The 3,157-nt window shown below is 68.3% G+C and carries 4 protein-coding genes and 1 riboswitch; of the genes, 1 reads left to right on the forward strand and 3 read right to left on the reverse strand.

Annotation, left to right across the window (positions count from 1 at the left end):
* A partial coding sequence (locus AC3EO4_RS55515) for a tetratricopeptide repeat protein (RefSeq protein ID WP_431904939.1) occupies positions 1-548 on the forward strand: 548 nt, incomplete at its 5' end.
* On the opposite strand, the gene AC3EO4_RS55520 is transcribed toward AC3EO4_RS55515, so the two are convergent.
* The 3 genes from AC3EO4_RS55520 to AC3EO4_RS55530 all read right to left on the reverse strand — a co-directional run.
* Complete coding sequence (locus AC3EO4_RS55520; RefSeq protein ID WP_431904941.1) at positions 522-1,415, reverse strand: PhzF family phenazine biosynthesis protein; 894 nt, start codon at positions 1,413-1,415, stop codon at positions 522-524. The two genes, AC3EO4_RS55515 and AC3EO4_RS55520, sit on opposite strands and share 27 nt — an antisense overlap.
* A 98-nt stretch (positions 1,416-1,513) precedes the next feature.
* Positions 1,514-2,392: an MBL fold metallo-hydrolase gene (locus AC3EO4_RS55525; protein ID WP_431904943.1), complete on the reverse strand. Its 879-nt coding sequence runs from the start codon at positions 2,390-2,392 to the stop codon at positions 1,514-1,516.
* Positions 2,393-2,405: 13 nt separating this feature from the next.
* Positions 2,406-2,473, reverse strand: a riboswitch (guanidine-III (ykkC-III) riboswitch).
* Between the two features lie 492 nt (positions 2,474-2,965).
* Positions 2,966-3,157 (reverse strand): hypothetical protein (locus AC3EO4_RS55530; RefSeq protein ID WP_431904945.1); only part of this gene is annotated, 192 nt, incomplete at its 5' end.

Raw genomic sequence — 3,157 nt, forward strand, 5'->3', positions numbered from 1 at the left:
AGTTCGCAGAGGTGGGCTTGGGCCTCGCCGCCAGGCGACGCGGTGACCTCGACACCGCAGAGCGGCATCTGCGTGCCTGGCTGGACTGGTGCCGCCAGTGGCGAGGCGATCCAGGCACCGCGCTCATCCTGGCCGAACTGGGCTTCGTCGCCGAGCTCCGCGGAGACCCCGGCATGGCCTTCGACCTGCACCGGGAAGGGCTGGAAGCCGCCCTAACCACTGGAGACCAGCGCGCCGTGGCGCTCGCCTTGGAAGGGCTGGCAGGAGCATACGTGGGCGCGGGCGACCACCGGACGGCGGCCCGCCTCCTGGGTGCCGGCTCAGCAGCCCGTGACTCAGTGAGGGCTCCGTTGCCAGCGGGCGAGCGGGGTGACGTCGACCGAATCGCGGCCGCCGTCCAGCGCGCCATAGGGGCGGACGCCTTTGCCCGCGAGTTCGCCCGCGGCCGCCTGATAGGTACCGACGTGGATTGGCGGCAACTCGGCGCCGCCGCGGTCGCACATGCGGAAGTTCTGGATGCCTCACTGCGGCGTGTGGTGGTCGACTAGGAATGCGGCGCCACCCACGCAGACGTTGCGGCTCTTCCCTTTGGTCAAGGTGAGGACCGCCGAGCGGCCGGCCCGGGTGTACTGGGCGATCTGCAGCTCCTGGCCGTCGCTGACGTGCGGGTCGGCGCTGACCTGGGCCGCGCTCGAGACACCGGTGGCCCGGTCCACGACGAGGTTCCGGCCGAGGTACGCGTTCACCTGGATCACGTGTTCGGGCAACGATGTGGTGCTGTTGCGGCAGAACAGGTGGATTCCGTTGATGTCCAGTTCGCGCTGCAGGGCCATCAACCGGTCGTAGTTCACACTGTTCAGTTTCCCGCGCAGTCGCGCGAAGGTGGCGGGTGTCACTTCGATGGTCAGTTTGGGTGATCCGACGGACAGGATCGGCAGGCCGTCGGCCAGAGATGGCAGTGGCAGGTGGAAGATCTTCTCCAGTGCCTGTTCGTGGCCGTGCGCAATCCGGGGCTCCTGGGAGACGAAGTGCAGCATGACCTTTCGGGCACGGGGAAGCGAGGCGCGTGCGGAGCCTCCGGTCGACGTGGTGATCAGGAGGTCGTGGCCTGGCTTGGTGAGCCCGGTCTCGGCGAGCGTGTGTGCGGCGCCGATGAAGCCGTGGGCGCACGCGCCGAGTGCTCTGCCGGTCGGGGTCAGGACAGTGAGGTGGAGCTCGTACCCGTAGGGGCCGTCTGGCGCGCGCGGTTCGCGGACGGCGTCGATGAACACGGTTTCGGGGGTACCGGTGCGGCGGGCCAGCGCCTGGCGCTGTCCCACGTCCCAGGTCCCGACGTCGGCGCCCATGACGACGGCGAAGGGGTTGCCAAGCCCGCTGTGCGGATCGCGGATGTCGACGAAGGCCGAGCCGAACACGACGGAGGTCCGGTGCGGCAGCGTCACCGGCCGGCCCACAGGCATCGCGGCCGGGGACGAGGTGGCATCGGGCAGGGGGTCCGATGCGTTCCTGCGGCTCATGCGTTCGGCCAGAGGATGAAGAGGGGGTAGGCACGCCGGCTGGGCCGGTCGCCGATCTCCTTGATCGCCGCACGGATCTCGTGCAGGTGCCCGGTGGTCATCTGCAGCGGGGGCTCGTCGGGCTGGTAGGTGGTGCGGATCGGGTAGTCCACGCCTGGCTGCCTGGTCATCTCGATGTGGCAGCCGAGGACGTGGGTGACCGGCCGGCGGTCAGAAAAGTCGATCAGGCGGTCGATGGTCTGGGCGAAGGCCGACCAGTCCTGGATGTAGAGACGACCCGGGTAGACCGTGTCGCCAGTGAGCAGGAACCCGGTCCACCGGTCGTAGAACGTGACCGCCGCCTCGTGGTGGCCCGGGGTGGCCAGACACTCCAACACGCGGCCGCCCAGGTCGACCTGCGCCACGGCGTCGGGATCCTTGCCGAACCCGAAGTACTCCCAGGCGGTGACCAGGTCCGCGCCGACCACCGTGGTGTCGGGGCGGTCGGTGAACTGATCGTCACCCGCGACGTGGTCGCCATGCGGGTGGGTGTGCAGCACCAGCAGGTGGTACTCCTCCCGGGGGTGGCGGGCGAGCCAGCCGGCGACGAGCTCATCGACCACCTGGAGCAAGGGAAAGAACTGGGCGGATGCCGTGGCACCGGTGTCGATCAACACCGCCCGCGCGTTTCCGAACAGCAGGAACAAGAACGGCGCCTCGTAGTCGATCGCCATGTTCTGCCGCAGGATGAACGTGTGCTCGTCGTACGCATGGACCTGGATGTCCGGATCGGTGTTGTGCTTGGCCGACGGTGAGCCGTGAATCCACCGGACATCCAGCGCACGAGGCTGGGGAGTCACTCCAGTGAAATCGACCAGGGGAATGCCCGCATCCATGACGTCTCCTTCGAGTGCGTCGTCTTAGCGGGCCGGGTACGGCGCACATCTCGTCCGGGGCAAGCACGTACGGGCTTCCGCGGCGACGGTACCACGACAGCGATCAGCTACTCTTCGCCGCCGTGGATTGTCCTGGGTGCCTGTCGCCGCGGCAAAGCAGTGTTTGAGGATCCGCGACGCCTCTACGCCGCGCAGGTGCTGATGATCAGCGGCCAGCAGCGCATCCTGCTCCATCACGTCACCTTCGGACCCGCATCTACGAGTTCGAAGCCTGGGGCACCAGTCCCTAGGCTCGCCCTGCAGGGAAGGCGGGCGCCGCCACGCAGTGGACTGCGCCGGCCCTTCCTCCCGGTTCGCGGACGGCATTGACCCGGATGCCGACGCCCAAGATGATTAACGATATGCTCCCGCGCCCAGGCGTCACCGCGGCAGGTCTGATCGCGCTCATGCTCGTCAGCGCCTGCGGTGACCAGCCCGCCGTCGAACGACCCGCTTCGGTAGCGTCTGCGAGCTGATCCGCGGCGGCGCCGATGAGGAGTGGATCGACGAGATCGAAGACGGGCAACCGTGCGATCAGACGAACTTGTACGGCATGCTGGTTGACCTGCCTGGAATGCCTCCCTGGAGAGCTGGCCTGCCCGGTTCACGCCAAGCTAGCCGAGCAGCGCGGTCGGGCGGCGTGCCGTGCACCCCTGAGCCCGACCGCCACAGCGTCACTGCGGCGGTCAGCGTGGCGGTGAACTCGGCATCGTGGTCCTTGTCGAT

Source organism: Nonomuraea sp. bgisy101 (assembly GCF_057708945.1).